Below are 15,978 nucleotides of genomic sequence, written 5' to 3' on the forward strand. Positions count from 1 at the left end.
ACGCGGCGGCCGCGGGGGCGGGGCGGGAGTTCACACGTCAGGGCGCCCATTGTAGGAAGGATCGGACTCCGGGGCGCACTTCGGTCGGCTGCTCAGGCCTCTCGCTCGGCCAGGAAGTCCCTGACCAGGCGGTTCACCGCCCGGGGCGATTGGCGGTTGACCCAGTGTCCCTGGCCCGCGAGGAGTTCCCACCGGGCTCCGGGCACCGATCGGGCCGCGGCGACCGTGGTGGCGGGTTTGACCCCCGCGTCCTTGTCACCCTGGATGAACAGCGCCGGGCAGCGGATCTCGCCGAGGCGCGGACGCAGGTCCACGTTCATCCGCCAGGGGCCGATGGAGGCGTTCTGCCAGTCGGAGGAGCCCGCGCCGTGGGCGTCCATCTCGGCCAGGACCTCGTCGACGACCTCGTCCTGGTCGGGGGCGGGGCCGGCGAACAGCGCCGTGCGGACGAAGGCCTCGGTCCTCTTCCTGTTGCCGACCATCATCCCGGGCAGGGTCGAGTTGAGCAGGCGACTCCGGGAGACGAGCCACAGGAGCTGGTGGTAGACGGGCGGGAAGGACAGGGTGCCGCCGGGGGCGATGGCCACCAGGCGTTCCACGCGGTCGGGGTGGTCGAGGGCGGTGGCCAGGGTCATCGCCCCGCCCTGGGACAGGCCCACGACGGCGGCGCGGTCCACGCCGCAGTGGTCCAGGGTCGCGATGACGCAGCGTTGTAGGGCGGCGTGGTCGGCCAGGCCGTTCCAGGGGGTGCTGAGCCCCTGCTTGGGCCAGTCCGGGGCGATGACGCGGTGGTCCCGGGCGAGGTCGGGGATGAGGTGGCGCCAGCTCATGGTGGCGCTGTCCACTCCCGCTCCGCTGAGCAGCAGGACCGGAGGGGCGTGTGCGGGGCCCTCGACGATGACGCTGAGACGCCCTTCGGGCAGGCAGACGTGCTCGCGGTGGAAGTCGGTGGTGCTCATGTGCGGTCCTCTTGTCTGTCCCGCCAGCGCCGGAGCATGGCGGGGAGTTCGGTCTCCAGGAACCCGTAGAGCTCGTGGACGTTGGCCAGGCGCTCGCGGCGTTCGGGCGGGGCGTCCTCCAGCGCCCTCAGTCCGCGTTCGGTGACCTTGCGGAAGCTGGTGGCCAGGGCGTAGCGGCGCTCCAGCATGCGACTCCAACCGTCGGCGGCGATCCGGAAGTACTCCTGGCGCTCGCCCCGCTTGCGCACCCCCTCGACGAGGCCGCTGGGAGTGAGCATGCGGGTGGCGCTGCTGATGGAACTGCGGCTGACCTGGAGCACCTCGGCCAGGCGCGCGGCGCTCTGTTCGGGCGGGTCACTGATCAGCAGCCAGCCGATGACCCGGCCGGAGATCAGGGGCAGGCCCTCGTCCTCGAAGAACGCGGCGACGTCGTCGACGAAGGCCAGTTCGTCCTCGGTGGGTTCGCTCATGCCGCCAGATTACAGTCATTGCAGTCATGACTGCAACAACTGTAAAAGAGTTGTGGGCCGACCCGAAAGGGTGCACCGGACCGACTCCCGGATGCGTGGTTTGGCTCGCTTGTGGTAAATGTTAGGCGTGCCGAACTTTAGAGATGGGTTCTCTTCAAACGCCTGGTCGACCACGATCCCCGGGGTCGCCCTCACCCTGGCCCTCAGCGCCTGCTCCACCACCGCCGGTACCGACCGCGACGATGACCGAGCCCTCGTCCTCACCACCTTCACCGTCATCGCGGACATGGCCGAGAACGTCGCCGCCGACCGCGTCGAGGTCGCCTCCCTCACCCGGCCCGGCGCGGAGATCCACGGCTACGAGCCCACCCCCGACGACCTCGTACGCGGCCAGGACGCGGACCTCATCCTGGAGAACGGCCTGGGTCTGGAGGCCTGGTTCCAGCAGTTCACCGACCGCGTGGACGCTCCCACCGCCGTGCTCAGCGAAGGCATCGAGACCATCCCCGTCTCCTCCGGCGGCTACGAGGGAGAACCCAACCCGCACGCCTGGATGTCCCCCGACAACGCCCTGGTCTACGTCGACAACATCCGCGACGCCCTCACCGCACTCGACCCCGAGGGCGAGGCGACCTACACCGAGGCCGCCGAGGCCTACAAGGAGGAGATCTCCGAGGTCGGCTCCTACCTGGAGACGGAGCTCTCCGGGGTCCCCGAGTCCTCCCGCGCCCTGGTCACCTGCGAGGGCGCCTTCTCCTACCTGGCCCGCGACGCCGGACTGACCGAGCGGTACCTGTGGCCCGTCAACGCCGAACGTGAGGGCACCCCCCAGCAGATCGCCGCCGTCTCCGAGTTCGTCCGCGACAACGACGTGCCCACCGTGTTCTGCGAGAGCACCGTCAACGACAGCGCCCAGCGGTCCGTGATCCGCGAGACCGGAGCCGCCATGGGTGGGACCCTCTACGTCGACTCGCTCTCCGAGGCCGACGGCCCCGTGCCCACCTACCTCGACCTGCTCCGCCACGACGCGGAGGCCATCGTCGCCGGACTGACCGACCGGGGGGAGACGCCGTGACCGCGGCCATCGAGGTCACCGGAGCCACCGTGCGCTACGGCGAGGTCCTCGCCCTGGACGACGTCGACCTGTCCGTGGAACCCGGCCGGGTGTGCGGGCTGCTGGGCATGAACGGCTCGGGCAAGTCCACCCTGTTCAAGACCGTGCTCGGCCTGGTCCCCGTCGACCGGGGCCGGGTGCGCCTCCTGGGCATGGGCAGCGGCGCCGCCCGCCGCAAGGGCCTCGTCGGCTACGTGCCCCAGTCCGAACAGGTGGACTGGGCCTTCCCCGTGCGGGTGCGCGACGTGGTCATGATGGGCCGTTACGGGCACATGGGACGCAGGCGCCGCCCCCGGCCCGCCGACCGCGAGGCCGTGGACCACGCACTGGCCCGCACGGACCTCACCGACCTGGCCGACCGTCAGATCGGGGCGCTCTCCGGAGGTCAGCGCAAACGCGCGTTCGTCGCGCGCGCCATCGCCCAGGAGGCTGACGTGCTGCTGCTCGACGAACCCTTCGCGGGCGTGGACAGGCGTTCGGAGGCCACCATCACCGACCTGCTGCTGCAACTGCGCCAGACGGGGCACACACTGCTGGTGTCCACCCACGACCTGGCCCAGGTACCGGTGCTGTGCGACGAGGCCGTCCTGCTGCAACAGCGCGTGATCGCGCACGGTCCGCCCGAGGAGGTCCTGCGCCCGGACGTGCTCCTGGAGGCGTTCGGCATCCACCCCAGTGAGGAGCGACGCTCGTGGACGTCCTGATGGCGGTCGTGGAATGGTTCGCGGTGCCCATGCGGTTCGAGTTCGTGCAGCGCGCACTGCTGGTGAGCGTCGTCGCGGGCGTGGTCTGCGCGGTGCTCTCCTGCTGGATGACCCTGGTGGGCTGGTCGCTGATGGGCGACGCGGTCTCGCACGCGGTCCTCCCCGGCGTGGTGCTCTCCTACATGTTCGGGATGCCCTTCGCCTTGGGCGCCCTGGTGTTCGGCGGGGGCTCGGTCGCGCTGATCGGGGTGGTCAACCGGACCTCCCGGGTCAAGGAGGACGCGGTGATCGGCGTGGTCTTCACCGCGATGTTCGCCCTGGGGCTGGTGATGATCTCGCGGGTGCCGAGCCAGACCGACCTCAGCCACATCCTGTTCGGCAACGTGCTCGGGGTCTCCGACGCGGACATCCTCCAGGTCCTGATCCTGACCGCCGTGGTGCTGGCCGTGGTCTGGTACAAGCACCGCGACCTGACCATGTACGCCTTCGACCCGGTCCACGCGCACGCCATCGGCGTCAACCCGCGCCTGCTGGAGACCCTGCTGCTGGGCCTGCTGTCGGTGACGGTCGTGGTGGCGCTCCAGGCGGTGGGGATCATCCTGGTCGTGGCCATGGTGATCATCCCCGGCGCGACCGCCTACCTGCTCACCGACCGCTTCGAGCGGATGCTGCTGATCTCGGCGGCGATCGCCGTCGTCGCCGCCGTGGCGGGGGTGTTCACCAGCTTCCACCTGAACGTGTCCACCGGCGGGTGCATCGTGCTGTCCCAGGCGGTCGCGTTCACTCTGGCCTACCTGTTCTCCCCCCGGCAGGGGCTGCTCTGGAGGGGGCGTGCCGTCCGTGCCCTGCGGGCCCGCGGTCGCGGCACCCGCGTCCTCGACTGAGCATGTGAACAATCCGTTCACAACATTTGGTTGACAACTAAGAGCTGACAACGCACAGTGGAGGCATGGAGAACACACAGGACGCCTTCACTCAGCCCGACCCGGAACAAGCCCGGCGCGCACGCGTCCACGAGGCCCTCTTCCGGATCACCGAGCGGCACGCCACGGGCGAGGACCGCGACCGCTGGACCCGGACACGCATGCCGATGTCCCCCCACGAGGCCATTCGTCGCGTCAGCGACCTGGCCGCGGGCAGCGCCCTCCCGGACGAGGGCGCCCCCGCCGTGGACCAGGACGACCTCACCGCCGCCCTGACCCTGGTCCCCTGGGCCCGGGCCGAGTTCGACCAGCTGGAGTCGGGGCTGCTCACCATGGCCAAGGGGCGGGGGATGACCTGGCAGGGGATCGCCTTCGGCCTCGGGCTGGGCACCGCGCAGGCCGCCCGGCAGCGCCAGGAGCGCCTGACCCGGCGCGCCGAGGAGGGATAGGCCGGCGGCGAGGCCTCGCCGGTCGCCCCGCGACCGGCCGCGCGCCGGTCGCGGGGCACGGGGTCACAGCAGCATGGCGAGCTGGCGGGCCTGGGCCACCAGGGTGCCCTGGCTGTCCCAGATCTCCATGTCCTCCTCGTGGAGGCCGTTGGAGACGTGCCGGGTGGAGACCCGGCAGGCCAGCCAGCCGGGGGCGGGCCTGGCGCGCACGTGGGTGGTCAGTTCCACGGTGATCGTGCTGAACTCACCGATCTCCAGGACTGCGGGGACCGCGAAGTCCACCATCGCGGGCAGGGAGTGCACGTCGGCGTCGCGGCCGTCGGCGAACCGCATCCAGAAGTCGGTGCGGGGCCGGCCGTCCTTCCTCCCGTCCAGCCACCCCGGGCGCTCGGGGTAGCGGTAGTCGACGCGCTGGGCGATCGTCACGCCCTCGGGCGTGCCCGCGAACTCCGGGGGCAGGTGGCAGTCCTCCGGGGCGGGCAGTTCCGGCGGGCCCTCCAGGTGCAGCACCCGCCCCTCGGCGGTGAGGTCACCGTAGGTGGCGGTGGCACGCAGGATCTCCTTGCCGCCCTGTTCCGCGACGACCGTGCCGGTGGCCGTGCGGCGCCCCTCGCGTACGGTCTCGGTGCGCAGCAACGCCGGGCCGGGGGCGGCGGGACGCAGGAAGAAGGCGGAGACCACGAGGGGGTCGGGCTGGGTGAGGGTCTGGCCCAGGGCGTTGAGGGCCGTCCCCAGGACGTAGCCGCCGTTGGGGTGCGAGGTGAACGTGGTCCAGCCGTCGGTGAGGGTGGCTGTGAACTCGCCGTCGGCACGCTTGTCGACCCGGGTGTCCTGGTCGAACTCGTGCCCTTCGGCGGGGTGGTCAAGGCTCATGCGTCAATGTTACCGATGGGTAGAACTCGTGGCCACACCTGAACCGAACGGGATTCGGTCCGAGTGGGCGGGGCTCGGACAACGATCGACCAGGTTACGGACCCGCTTCGACAATCGGACACCGGCACCCCGGCTTCCGGCCACCCCCGGGGCCGTTCGGGATGGGTCCCCGCACCCCCGGAACTGGCAGAATGGGCCGCCCCTCCTCCGCCCCCTCACCCCTCCTGGCTGCCACCTTGCACGAGCTCCGCCATGCCTACGACACCCATCTGCGTGGCCATCTCCCCTCCCCGCCCCAGGCCGGGGCGGTACACCTGAGGGACCGACACGTGGACGGCGGACGCCTCGTCCGCACCCACTACGGCACCCACGGGGTCGTCGACCACGGCCCCCTGCCGAGCGGAACGGACCTGCCCGCCCTGGTCGCCCGCCAACGCGACCGGTTCGAGGCACACCGCGAACCCGCCCACTGGCCGGTGCACGCCCACGACCCGCCCGCCCTGACCCGCGCCCTGCACACGGCCGGGTTCGTCCCGGGCCCCGAGAGATCCGTGCTGGTCGCCGCGCTCACCGACCTCCCCACGGCGCCGCCCCCGCCGGAGGAACGCCTCCGGGAGAACGACCGGGTGTCCGCCGACGCCGTCCGGCTCCTGGCCGCCGCCTCCGGACCGCACCGGCGCTCCCTGACCGAACACGAGGCGGACGGCAGAGCCTTCGAGAGACGGACCCTGACCCTGGTGCGCGGGGCGCACGTACGCGCCGCCAGCTGGGCCACCCTGCGTACCGGAACCCCCTTCGTGGTCCTGGAGGGGATGACCGCCCCCCGCGCGGAGTTCCTGGGGGAGTGGGCGCGTCACGCGAGCTCAGGTCGCGTCCTACCCCTGTGGTGGGTGTGGACCCAGGCCGAGGCCCGCCTCATGGCCGCCGAGACCGACCCCGCCACCCAACCCGACCTGCACGGACTCCTCCTCGCCTCGGGGTTCCGGGAAGTCACCAGCGTGCGCACCCTCACCTGGGCCCCGCCCGGCGCCCCGGCTCCGGTACGGCCGGTCACCGAGCTCCACGACGACCCCGAGCACGACGACCTCTGGGACCGGTTCACCGAACGTTTCTTCTTCACCCCCAGCGCCACGGTCTTCCCCGGCGTCGTGGAACCCACCCCCTCCGTGACCTGGGCCGCCCACGCCGTGGCCGGAAGCCCCGACCGCGTCAGCGAACTGAACCGGGTGGTGCGGCGCGCGCTCGCCGCCAGCGTCCCGGAGGGTGAGCACCTCTACTCCCTGGGCTGGCAGCACACCGGGCACCGGTACGACCCCCGCCGGGTCGGAGGGGACGAACGGCCCCGCCACCCCGCGCACGCGTTCCCCGACGGCGACTACCACATCAACCTCGCCGGAGACCTGCGCCTGGGCACCTTCGGGCACCCCTGGGAACACGACCGGGGGACCCTGTGCGTGTTCGGCCGCGAGCTGCTGGCCGAGGTCGAAGCCGACCTGAACCGCCTGCTGGGCGCCCCCCTGCGCCGGGACGGCCAACAGATCGGCTGACCCGACGGGACCCGGGGGCGCCGGACACCCGCCGGGTCGGGGTCGTGTCCGAAACCGCCGACCGCGCCTCCGATCCGGGTGCGGTCCGCGTGCGGAGGTCCCTGTGGGAGGGGCACCCCGGCGACCACACACCACCCGGGGCAGGGGCTGGCCAGGGCGGTCGCGTCCCCGGCCGCGACGGCCTCCCTGGCGGGCGGCGGTGCCGTCCATCGGCCGGGCCCGCGCCCTGGCGGGTTCCGGTGCCGACCCCCAGGTTCATCCCGCCCGAAGGTGTGCGTTGCGCCGTGTCACGTGAAACGGAACCCGGACCGGTTCAGGGAGCCGGGGACTCAGCCGACCGGGTCGGGAGAGTCCCGGGCCGAGACCAGCGCTTCGGCGGCCCGGTCCCTCAGGTACGGGTCGTTGTTCTCCGCGAGGAGCTCGACCGCGCGTTCCAGGTGGGGGATCGCCCGCACCGCGTCACCCCTCGCGGCCCAGGTCAGCCCGAGTTCGTAGCGGGCCAGACCCTCATGGTGCGGGTCCCGCTCCTCGGCGAGGAAGCCGACCACCGCGTCGAGCGCGGCCAGGGCCTCGTCCGTTCGGTGGAGCCCCCGGAGGCAGGTGGCCGTCCCCGTCTCCGTCCGCACCACCTCAAGGGTGTCTCCCAGCCCCTGGAACATGGTGCGGGCCCGTTCGTAGGCCTCCATCGCCTCGGTGAAGCGCCCCTCCCGGGCCAGCACAGCGCCCAGGTTGACCCACACCTTGGCCTCGCGGTGCACCTCTCCCAGCTGGTGGTAGAAGCCCCGCGCCCGCTGGTGGGCCTCCACGGACTCGGCGTACCGGCCGACCTCGCGCAGGGCCTCGCCCAGGTGGTTGCAGGCGTTGGCCTCCCGAAGGACGTCGCCCAAGCGGGCGAACATGGCCTGGGAGCCCCGGAGGACGTCGATGGCCTCCTCGAAGCGCCGTTCCCCGTTCAACGCCGCACCCAGTCCGCTGCGCGACACGGCCTCCCCGTGCTGGTCCTCCAGCTCGGTGTACAGGCGCAGCGCACACACGTGGGCGTCCATCGCCTCCTCGAACCTGCGTGTCGCACGCAGGACGGCGCCCAGGTGGTCCCATGAGAGGGCTTCCCGTTCCTCGTCCCCGCCCCGCTGGGAGGCACGCACCGCGATCCACTGGAGGTCCTCCAGGTCGCCGAAGTCCCGGCGCCACTTGAGATACGTGTTGAGGTACAGCGGCAGGTCGGTCTCCGTCCGCGTCTCACCCAGCTCGCGGGCCACGTGCACGGTGTCGATCAGGACAGCGCGCTCGGCGTCCATCCACCGCGTGGCCGCCGCACGGTCCGCGAAGGTGTCCGGGGTCCGTTGACCCGACAACGCCACGATGTTGAGACGGGCGTCGTCGGCCGTGGACGCGTAGTGGTCGAACAACCGTCGCCGGGCCCGAACGAACCGCTCCGGGGCCTCGTCCCCGCCACACAGCGAGGCCGCGTAGCCGGCGGTCAGGTCGTGCATCCGCCACCGCCCCTCCCTCCCGGACACCAGGTGCGCGACCGAGAGGGCACGCAGGCGCTCCAGGACCTCGGGCTCCGTCACCCCGGCCAGGACGGCCGCCGCCGCCGTGGAGATGTCCGGCCCGGGAGCCAACCCCAGCAGGGCCAGGAGCTCGGCGGTGTCCGGGGCCAACCGCGCGCGGGACTGCTCGAAGACCGCGTGCAGGCTGCGGGATCCGTCCCCCAATCTCAGCACCCGGGTCGCGGACGCCTCCAGCGTGTCCGCCAGCTCGTCGGCGGTCATGTCCGGGGCCGCGGCCAGGACGGCCGCGCAGACACGCAGCGCCAACGGCAACCCGGCGCAGGCCCGCGCGACCCGGGCCAGGCCCTCCGTCTCGGACACCCGGTCGTCGTCCGGATCACCCACCCGGAGCGCCTCCACCAGCACCCGCACGGCGCGGTCACCGGGAAGGTGGTCGATGGGGACGCGCCGCCAGCCGTGCGAGGTGAGCCGGTCGCGCGAGGTCGCCAGCAACCGGTGTCGGGTCCGCCCGGGAACCAGGGGGGCGACCTGCCCCGCCTCGGAGGCGTTGTCGGCCACCACCAGGATCGGCCCACCCAGTTCCAGGGCCCGTTCCTCCAGCGCCGACCGGTACAGCCCCCTTCTGGCCTCGGCGTCGTCGGGCCACCGCCGTGGGGGCACGTCCAGGCCGCGCAGGAAGGACTCCACCGCCCGGTCGCCGTCCACCGGGGTCGTGTAGCCGTGCAGGTTCACGAAGAGCGCCCCGGCGAACCACCCGCGACGGAGCGCCTCGTGACCGGCGGCCAGGGCCAGCTGGGTCTTGCCGACCCCGCCCATGCCCTGGGAGACCACCACCCCCGGAACACCCTCCGCCTCGGGGTCGAGCACCGCGAGGACCCGTTCCAGTTCCCCGCTGCGGCTGGTGAACCCCGCGTCCACCGAGGGAAGGGTCAGGAGGGTCTGTGCGGCGCCTCGGGCGGGGACGGCGCCGTAGTTGTTCTGGACGGCGATGGTGTCGCGCCCGGCCCGCGTTCCCTGGACGTGCGCGTGGCTCGTCGGCAGGTCACCGGGGGAGTTCGGTCCGTTCACGCCGACGCCGCCCCTAGCCCTCGCTCCGTCTGTCACCGTGGTTGTTCTGGATACCGATGACGTCGCGCCCGGCCCTGTTCCCGCGCATCTCGACGTGGTCGCCGTCGTAGCGGGTCTCGTTCCGGTGCACCCCGCCGTGGATCGTGCCCGCCTGGATGAGCACCCCGTGCACGTCGCGGGCGGTGTTGGTGACGTTCCCCGTTCCGGACGGGGCCACCTCGTCCAGGAGTGCGCGCAGCTCGGCGGCGGCCGCCGGATCCTCACGCAGCAGACGGCGCAGCTGGGTACGCCAGGACTGCTCCACCTCCTCCGCCGACACCGCGCCCCCGTCGCCCGCGTCGAGCTCTCGGCGGGTCTCCGCCACCTCCTCCAGGGCCCGGTGCCGCTTGGTCTCGTCACCCCCGAACACCCGGGTGACCCAGCCCTGGACCACGGTCCACCCGCCCCTGACCATCTCCTGGGTCAGGACCCTGGCGCCTTCCTCGAAGAGTTCCACCGTGCCGCTCTCCCTACCGTCCGCGTCCCGGGGCCCGCCGCTACACCAAAGGCCCTGTGGATAAGACACCCTAGCCATGCGGACGGTTCTCCGAGGGCCCGGCGTACGGTCTCACCGCCCCCGTCGGCCCGTGAGCGCCCTCACCACGGGGAACGTTCCGCTCACTGCTAGCGTTGGACCCCGCGACGCCGAGATTCGGCGCCGCGTACCCCCACCGAGGTGCATTGATGACTGCCCTGACCGGCGACGCCCTGGGCGACGCCCGCAGCATGTCCCACCAGCGGGTCCCGGCCTGACCACACGACGGGACCCATGAGAACGAAGGTCCTCACGTTGTCCCACACCCATTCCTGGCTCACCCGACCCGAGACCGACGCCGACCTCGGCGCGATCCACGCGATCAACAGCGCGGCGTTCGAGACCCCGGCCGAGGCCGACCTCGTCGACGCCCTGCGCGCCGACTCGGCCGCGTGGATCGAGGGTCTGTCGATCGTCACCGAGTCCGGTGACGGAACCCCGGTCGGGCACGTCCTGTTCACCCGGTGCCACGTCGACGGCCGTGCGGCCCTGGCGCTGGCCCCGTGCGCGGTGCTGCCGGAGTTCCAGCGCACCGGCGCCGGTTCGGCCGCCATCCGCGCCGGACTGGAGTCGGCCCGCGCCCTGGGCGAGAACCTCGTCCTGGTCCTGGGCCACGCCGACTACTACCCCAGGTTCGGGTTCACCCCGGCCTCCGGGTTCGGCGTACGCGCCCCGTTCGACGTCCCGGACGAGGCCATGATGGCCCTGTCCCTGGACCCCTCGCGCGAGACCCCGCGCGGCACCATTCGCTACCCGGACGCCTTCGGCGTCTGATCCGCGCACGGCGCCCCCGCCACGGAACTCCGTGGCGGGGGCGCCGTGCGTTCAGCTGGCCAGCGGCAGCCGCCTCGTCAGCTTGTTCACGTCCTTCTTGGGCCCGAACACCGCGAGCCCCACGTACGCCATCTCCGCCGGGTCGGTCTCCGCGAGCCGGTCCAGGTAGTCCACGTAGGTACCTCCCTGCACAGCTTCCTCATCGACCGGCTCACCGAACGCCGTGAGGTCGCCTCCTTCCGCAGCCAGATCATCTACGACAGCGCGCGAAAACACGTGAGCGACCCGTTGGTCTGACCCGGTCGCGGTCAGTGCGCGGCCAGGCCCTCCTCTACCAGCAACCGCTCGTGGACCCGCTGGTAGCCCAGGGAGCGGTTCACCGCGAGCATCGCCTGGTTCTCCTGGTTGATGGTCACCGCCACCGCCTCCACGTGCGGGAACAGGTCGTGCACCCGCAGGGCCTGGGTCGCCTTGACCCGGCTGGCCAGCCCCTTGCGACGGTGGGCGGGCAGCACCGCAGTGTCGTGCTGGTCGGCGACCACACCGCTGGTCACCGTGCTCACGGTGGCCGCGACCACCTGGTCGGAGGTGCGGTCCAGGGCGGCGCCCACCACGAGCCGCGAGCCGTCCTCGGTCATCGCGTGCTCCCAGGCACGGACCTGGGGCACGTCCCAAGCACGCGCCTCCACCTGGAGGGCCGCGCCGGGAGCGTCCAGCAGATGCGCCATGACCCGGCCGAAGGAGGCCACCAGGTGCTCGGGCGCGGGCCCCTGCCAGTGAGTGAGCCGGTACCCCCGCGCCGGGGTGGCGGCCAGGCTCCAGCAGCGCCGCAGCGTGGGCTCGTCCAGGTACTGCCGCTGGAGCTCCAGCCGCAGCAGGGTGTGCAGGTAGGGGCTGGACCGCGCGAAGTGCTCGCCCGGCTCCCCGGCCAGGACGGTGCTCTGGAGCCGGTCCATACCCTGGGCGCGGGCCTCCTCGACCACGGCCTGGCGCAGCCCCCGGCCGGTACCCCGGCGCCGCGCGTGCTCGGCCACGAACAGCCGCAGGAACCCGGTGTTCGCGGCATGGTGCTGGCGGCGCAGCTCGGCCACACCGTGGATGGGATCGCCGGGAGTGATCCGGGCCGACCAGCGCCAGGCGTGACCCGCGCGCCCCGAGCGCAGCCGTGTGGCCAGCTCCTCCGCCGGTGCGGCACCGCCCGAGAGGGCGGACTGCCCGTCGGCGTAGACCGAACTCCAGGCCGCGAGGTCGCTCGTCTGCGACGCGGTCGGGTCGAAGGGCTCGATGTGCGGGCTCACCCCACCACCGTTTCACACACGGGGGCGGGTGTGTGCCCCGAACGCGCCGCCCCGACCGGCGGCGACCCGGGTCAGGCCGGGAGCAGGGCCATCACCGAGCAGACCAGCGCCGCCACCGAGGCCAGGGAACGCACGTGGTTCCACCGCACCCACACCGGCTCGAACGCGGCACGCACCGCCCCAGGGTCCTGGAGACGTCCGGCCGCACCGGCCCGGTCCAGGGCGTTGTTGCGCGGCACGTTCACCACGAAGGTGACCACCACCGCCACCAGGAGCAGGACGGCTCCAGCACCCGACCAGACCAGGGGTGCCAGGGAACCCGAGGAGGCGTACAGCACCGTCGTCCCCACCGCCGCCACCGGCGCGCCCACGAAGACCAGAGCGAACAGCGGGTTCAGGATGGCCGTGTTGACGCCCTGCATCGCCTCGATCATCGCCCGGTCCCCGGCGCGCGCCAGTCCGGGCATGACCGCCATCGAGAAGGACAGGAACAGACCGGCGAACAGACCGGTCAGCACTGCGGCCAGCACCGGAACGACTCCGAGGACCATCTCCAGCATGGGAACGCGCCCGCCCTTCCTCGTCCGTGCCGCCCACGGGTCACGTGACGTCCCATCCAAGCACCACCGGGTGTTCGGGCGCCACGGAGAAACCGCCCCTCCGCCGTACCCGGCCAGGGCCCGGCCAGGGCCCGGCGGGCACCTCCCGCTCCCGTCCGCGCCCCACCAGTCAGCGGCCTCCCGCAACCAGACGGCCCCGCCGCGCGTCCGACCAGCTGACCCACGAGCCCGGCGCCCCCGCCGGAGCCCGGCACCACCCCGAGGGAGTCCCCCGAACCATGTCCCATCGAGCCCCAGGCGTGACGAACCGACGAGCCCTGGGCGTGACCGGCGCCGTCATCGCCCTGAGCCTGACCCTCAGCTCCTGCGGCCTGGTCCGCGACCTGACCTCCAGCGAAGGCGAGGAGGAGCCCGCCGCATCGGAGGAGACCACCGCACAGGTCACCGCCGAGGACGTCGAACTCCCCTTCGTCCGCCAGGGGCGCATGTTCGTCGAGGGCGGCAACGACGTCGCCGTCGAGACCACCGTCAAGGCCCTGGAGAACGACGGCGAGTACCTGATGCTCGACTTCAGCCGCGAGATCCTGGAGTTCATCAACGGCGACGACGTCTCCTACGCGGGAGCGCCCCTGCGCCTGGTCGACCCGGTCTCCGGCGAGGTCCTGCTCCCCATCACCGACGAGGGGCACGGCGAACCCTACGGCAGCTACTTCATCGAGGGCAGCGACCTCGTACCCATCCACGAACAGCTGCCCGCGCCCATCCGCCGGTACTTCCCGGCGCCCAGCGAGGACGTGGAGTTCCTCACCCTGACCGGACTGACCGCGGGACACGTGCCCGGGGTCCCCGTCACCTACGTCGACGAGTTCACCCCGCTGCCCGAACCCGACGTCCACGACTACGTCGACCCCGAGACCTGGGTGATCGAGCAGGACCTGCCCGAGGACGAGATCGTCTACCCGGAGACCCCGCCGGAGCCGGGCCTGGACACCACCGGGTTCGTCCAGTCCATGGAGAGCTTCGTGGACGGCGCCACCGCCTCCACCACCCGCGCGGGCGACGAGGAGGTCATCGCCCTGCACGCGGACGGCATGTTCGAGTTCGACGAGTCCGACCCCACCGACGCCGCTGTGGACACCATCAGGGAGGCCGCGCAGTCCCTGCGCGAGAACCTCGGCGAGGACGTGGCGATCACCGTCGTCGGCCACACCGACGGCAAGGGCGCGGACGGCTACAACCAGACCCTGTCCGAGGAACGCGCCGAGGCCGTGCGCGCCCTGCTGGAGGAGGAGCTGGGCGCGGACTTCACCCTGACCACCGAGGGCCGGGGCGCCGAGGAGCTGCTCGCGGAGGAGGGCGGGGACGACGACGAGGAGGCCCGCGCCCGCAACCGGCGCGTCGAGTTCTCCTACGAGGTCCCCATGGCCGACAACGGCACCGAGGGCGGTGGCGGGCTGGACACCGCCACGCGCCACGTCGGCCCCCCGGCGCCCTACTTCGAGGAACTGGACCCGTTCACCACCGTCGCCCACGAGGACCTCGACCTGAACGTGTACCCGATGGTGCGCGACGGCGCCTACCTGTTCCAGATGGTGGGCTTCCAGAACTCCACCCTGACCGACCTCGAAGCCGACCTGGAGGGTGACGAGGCGTCCCTGCCCGGCAGCCCCCAGCAGTACACCGAGGGCACCATGGGCGGCTTCCGGCTGGAGGAGCCCGGCACCGGGGTGATCCGGTACGTGATCCGCATCCGCGCGGGTGAGGGCGAGTACGAGGACTTCGCGGACGAGATCCTCACGCTCTCCCCGGGCGAGGAGTACCTGGCCCTGGCGGTCTTCCCCGCCCCCGGCCCGGAAGTGGGGGAGATGACCCTGTACGCGGGCGCCTTCGGAGAGATCCCCGGCGTCCCCGTCCAGTAGGCCCACGACGCGGCGCCGCCCCGCCCCCGGCCCTGGGGAGCGGGGCGGCGCCGCGTCCGGGTCTCAGCCCACCGGCGACCCGGAGCGCGCCCGCGGCCTCGCGGGGACCGGCACGGGCCAGGTCTCGGGCAGGCCCCGCCCGCACACCCCGCACTCGGCGCGCCGACGCACCGCGTAGGCCACGGTGGCCACCGCCAGGGCGACGGCCCACAGGGGCATGCTCCCGAAGACGAACGTGTGCGTCTCCTCCCCGGGGACGATCCCGCCCATCTGCCAGGTCCGCACCAGGACGCCGCGTCCCAGCCCCAGCAGCGCCATCGCCACCAGCCCCGCCGGGAGCACGGCCAGGGAGACCGGGACCCGGCGCCCGGACAGTCCCACCGTCCAGCGGGGGAAGCGCACCCCCCACCTCTGGACGAGGCCGAGCATGAGGACCGCGCCCGCCACACCGGCCGACCCCAGCCCCACCCCGACCATGATCGCGCCGGGGTCCGCGGAGATCTGAGCGAACCGCTCCGCGGGCAGGCCCATCGAGTACCCGAACAGCCACGGCAGGCGCAGGGCCGGGTAGAGCAGTGCCAGCACGAACGCACAGGCCACCGCGACCCTGCCCACACGCAGGGCACGCCCGCGCAGGGAGCGTTCGAGCTCCGGGGTCCACGCCGGGGCGCGGCCGCACCGTGCGCACCCCTGTCGCCGCCCTCGGCGGTGGGCCAGCGCCGCCCACACCCAGATCCCCGCACCCAGCGCGAAGAACAGCACGTGGAGCAGCCCGGGGGAGAGGGTGTGGGCGACGTAGGCCGCCCCCAGCGCCGGCTCCGCCCAGACCACCACCGGCATGATCAGGCTGTAGCCCAGCCACACCAGCAGGGTGGACTCGACGTAGAACAGCAGCAGCACCGCGACGAGGGCCCAGGTCAGCGACTCCAGCAGGCGCGGTGCGGTCCCGCGCGGCAGTAGCAGGGCCAGGGCCACACCCACAGCGCCGACCACGCAGCTCACCGCGGTGGTCACCCCCACGTTGCCGGCGGTGTGGAGCGTTCCGAACGCCTCCGCTTCGGAGAGCCCGGGCGGCACCACACCGGCCAGCCAGCCCAGGGCCAGGCCGAGGGCGACGGCCGACCATGCCAGCGCCGCCCAGAAGGGCGCTAAGGGGAGACGCGAGTGGACGCGGGTGGGTGGGGCGGACATGACCGGCTCCTTCGGGGGTGGGACGAACCTTCACACCCACC

16 protein-coding genes are annotated in these 15,978 nt (G+C 72.6%); 7 read left to right on the forward strand and 9 right to left on the reverse strand.

The annotated features are described in order from the left end of the window. Window positions 1–92: 92 nt before the first annotated feature. Both ACFW3L_RS04325 and ACFW3L_RS04330 read right to left on the reverse strand, forming a co-directional pair. Complete coding sequence (locus ACFW3L_RS04325) at window positions 93–959, reverse strand: alpha/beta fold hydrolase (RefSeq protein WP_378736244.1); 867 nt, start codon at window positions 957–959, stop codon at window positions 93–95. Further along, window positions 956–1,429 (reverse strand): GbsR/MarR family transcriptional regulator, encoded by a 474-nt coding sequence (locus ACFW3L_RS04330; RefSeq protein ID WP_378736246.1) that lies wholly within the window; start codon window positions 1,427–1,429, stop codon window positions 956–958. Before ACFW3L_RS04330 ends, ACFW3L_RS04325 begins: the two co-directional genes overlap by 4 nt. Before the next feature lie 127 nt (window positions 1,430–1,556). Here ACFW3L_RS04330 and ACFW3L_RS04335 point away from each other — a divergent pair, with 127 nt between their 5' ends. The 4 genes from ACFW3L_RS04335 (at window position 1,557) to ACFW3L_RS04350 (ending at window position 4,619) form a co-directional block, all read left to right on the forward strand. Continuing rightward, on the forward strand, window positions 1,557–2,504 hold the full coding sequence (locus tag ACFW3L_RS04335) for a metal ABC transporter substrate-binding protein (protein ID WP_378736248.1): 948 nt from the start codon (window positions 1,557–1,559) through the stop codon (window positions 2,502–2,504). Beyond that, entirely contained in the window at window positions 2,501–3,247 is a 747-nt protein-coding gene (locus ACFW3L_RS04340) for a metal ABC transporter ATP-binding protein (RefSeq protein ID WP_352387941.1), read from the forward strand. Before ACFW3L_RS04335 ends, ACFW3L_RS04340 begins: the two co-directional genes overlap by 4 nt. Then, complete coding sequence (locus ACFW3L_RS04345; RefSeq protein ID WP_378736251.1) at window positions 3,235–4,131, forward strand: metal ABC transporter permease; 897 nt, start codon at window positions 3,235–3,237, stop codon at window positions 4,129–4,131. The genes ACFW3L_RS04340 and ACFW3L_RS04345 overlap by 13 nt, the downstream gene beginning before the upstream one ends. A gap of 65 nt (window positions 4,132–4,196) precedes the next feature. Continuing rightward, window positions 4,197–4,619, forward strand: coding sequence for a DNA-binding protein (locus tag ACFW3L_RS04350; RefSeq protein ID WP_378736253.1), 423 nt, complete (start codon window positions 4,197–4,199; stop codon window positions 4,617–4,619). A gap of 63 nt (window positions 4,620–4,682) precedes the next feature. Here the strand turns inward: ACFW3L_RS04350 and ACFW3L_RS04355 are convergent, their stop codons facing one another. Continuing rightward, window positions 4,683–5,492, reverse strand: a complete 810-nt coding sequence (locus ACFW3L_RS04355; protein WP_378736255.1) for a thioesterase family protein — start codon at window positions 5,490–5,492, stop codon at window positions 4,683–4,685. Between the two features lie 329 nt (window positions 5,493–5,821). On the opposite strand from ACFW3L_RS04355, the gene ACFW3L_RS04360 reads away from it, so the two are divergent. Then, entirely contained in the window at window positions 5,822–7,039 is a 1,218-nt protein-coding gene (locus tag ACFW3L_RS04360; protein ID WP_378736257.1) for a DUF2716 domain-containing protein, read from the forward strand. 329 nt (window positions 7,040–7,368) lie between these two features. Here the strand turns inward: ACFW3L_RS04360 and ACFW3L_RS04365 are convergent, their stop codons facing one another. Both ACFW3L_RS04365 and ACFW3L_RS04370 read right to left on the reverse strand, forming a co-directional pair. Then, window positions 7,369–9,621, reverse strand: coding sequence for a tetratricopeptide repeat protein (locus ACFW3L_RS04365; protein WP_378736258.1), 2,253 nt, complete (start codon window positions 9,619–9,621; stop codon window positions 7,369–7,371). Window positions 9,622–9,634: 13 nt separating this feature from the next. After that, window positions 9,635–10,117, reverse strand: coding sequence for a hypothetical protein (locus ACFW3L_RS04370; RefSeq protein WP_378736260.1), 483 nt, complete (start codon window positions 10,115–10,117; stop codon window positions 9,635–9,637). A gap of 312 nt (window positions 10,118–10,429) precedes the next feature. Here ACFW3L_RS04370 and ACFW3L_RS04375 point away from each other — a divergent pair, with 312 nt between their 5' ends. Continuing rightward, on the forward strand, window positions 10,430–10,969 hold the full coding sequence (locus tag ACFW3L_RS04375; protein ID WP_378736262.1) for a GNAT family N-acetyltransferase: 540 nt from the start codon (window positions 10,430–10,432) through the stop codon (window positions 10,967–10,969). Between the two features lie 51 nt (window positions 10,970–11,020). Here the strand turns inward: ACFW3L_RS04375 and ACFW3L_RS04380 are convergent, their stop codons facing one another. The 3 genes from ACFW3L_RS04380 to ACFW3L_RS04390 all read right to left on the reverse strand — a co-directional run bounded on the left by ACFW3L_RS04380 (window position 11,021) and on the right by ACFW3L_RS04390 (window position 12,827). Next, window positions 11,021–11,161: a DUF2000 family protein gene (locus ACFW3L_RS04380; RefSeq protein ID WP_378736264.1), complete on the reverse strand. Its 141-nt coding sequence runs from the start codon at window positions 11,159–11,161 to the stop codon at window positions 11,021–11,023. Window positions 11,162–11,277: 116 nt separating this feature from the next. Further along, window positions 11,278–12,267, reverse strand: a complete 990-nt coding sequence (locus tag ACFW3L_RS04385; protein ID WP_378736266.1) for a GNAT family N-acetyltransferase — start codon at window positions 12,265–12,267, stop codon at window positions 11,278–11,280. A gap of 71 nt (window positions 12,268–12,338) precedes the next feature. Beyond that, the gene (locus ACFW3L_RS04390; protein WP_378736268.1) at window positions 12,339–12,827 is read right to left on the reverse strand and encodes a DUF1772 domain-containing protein; all 489 of its coding nucleotides are present in this window, start codon (window positions 12,825–12,827) and stop codon (window positions 12,339–12,341) included. Window positions 12,828–13,126: 299 nt separating this feature from the next. On the opposite strand from ACFW3L_RS04390, the gene ACFW3L_RS04395 reads away from it, so the two are divergent. Further along, window positions 13,127–14,746 carry an OmpA family protein gene (locus ACFW3L_RS04395; RefSeq protein ID WP_378736270.1) on the forward strand — a complete coding sequence of 540 codons (1,620 nt, stop codon included), beginning with the start codon at window positions 13,127–13,129 and terminating at the stop codon, window positions 14,744–14,746. A 63-nt stretch (window positions 14,747–14,809) separates the two neighbouring features. Here the strand turns inward: ACFW3L_RS04395 and ACFW3L_RS04400 are convergent, their stop codons facing one another. Continuing rightward, the gene (locus tag ACFW3L_RS04400) at window positions 14,810–15,937 is read right to left on the reverse strand and encodes a hypothetical protein (protein WP_378736271.1); all 1,128 of its coding nucleotides are present in this window, start codon (window positions 15,935–15,937) and stop codon (window positions 14,810–14,812) included. Between the last annotated feature and the right edge of the window lie 41 nt (window positions 15,938–15,978).

Origin of the sequence: Nocardiopsis sp. NPDC058789, from assembly GCF_042745575.1 — a bacterium.
GTDB lineage: Bacteria > Actinomycetota > Actinomycetes > Streptosporangiales > Streptosporangiaceae > Nocardiopsis > Nocardiopsis eucommiae.

Excerpts from the sequence above, each read along its gene's own strand:
- ACFW3L_RS04375 (WP_378736262.1), top strand. The coding sequence starts at position 10,430 with ATGAGAACGAAGGTCCTCACGTTGTCCCACACCCATTCCTGGCTCACC.
- ACFW3L_RS04330 (WP_378736246.1), bottom strand. The coding sequence starts at position 1,429 with ATGAGCGAACCCACCGAGGACGAACTGGCCTTCGTCGACGACGTCGCC.
- ACFW3L_RS04350 (WP_378736253.1), top strand. The coding sequence starts at position 4,197 with ATGGAGAACACACAGGACGCCTTCACTCAGCCCGACCCGGAACAAGCC.
- ACFW3L_RS04400 (WP_378736271.1), bottom strand. The coding sequence starts at position 15,937 with ATGTCCGCCCCACCCACCCGCGTCCACTCGCGTCTCCCCTTAGCGCCC.
- ACFW3L_RS04325 (WP_378736244.1), bottom strand. The coding sequence starts at position 959 with ATGAGCACCACCGACTTCCACCGCGAGCACGTCTGCCTGCCCGAAGGG.
- ACFW3L_RS04355 (WP_378736255.1), bottom strand. The coding sequence starts at position 5,492 with ATGAGCCTTGACCACCCCGCCGAAGGGCACGAGTTCGACCAGGACACC.
- ACFW3L_RS04390 (WP_378736268.1), bottom strand. The coding sequence starts at position 12,827 with ATGCTGGAGATGGTCCTCGGAGTCGTTCCGGTGCTGGCCGCAGTGCTG.